Source organism: Vogesella urethralis, assembly GCF_007644045.2.
GTDB lineage: Bacteria > Pseudomonadota > Gammaproteobacteria > Burkholderiales > Chromobacteriaceae > Vogesella > Vogesella urethralis.
This window is the reverse complement of record NZ_VMDW02000155.1, coordinates 1-231: the sequence shown is the minus strand read 5'-3', so window position 1 is coordinate 231 and position 231 is coordinate 1. Positions and strand designations below refer to the sequence as shown.

Genomic DNA, 231 nt, shown 5'->3' with positions numbered 1-231 from the left:
CAGGCCTTCCAGACCATCGCCAGCGGTGGGAACCGTGCGCCGCTTTCCGCGCTGCGGTCAGTGATTGCCGAAGATGGCACTGTGCTCTACCAGAGCTATCCGCAGGCGGAGCGCGCGGTGCCTGCCCAGGCGGCCTACATGACGCTGTGGACTATGCAGCAGGTGGTGCAGCGCGGTACGGGGCGTCAGCTGGGGGCGAAGTATCCGGGCCTGCATCTGGCGGGGAAAACC

At 67.1% G+C, this 231-nt stretch carries 1 protein-coding gene; it reads left to right on the top strand.

What is annotated here, in order from left to right:
* On the top strand, positions 1-231 hold a 231-nt coding region (locus FLQ03_RS18920; RefSeq protein ID WP_144374175.1), incomplete at both ends, for a penicillin-binding transpeptidase domain-containing protein.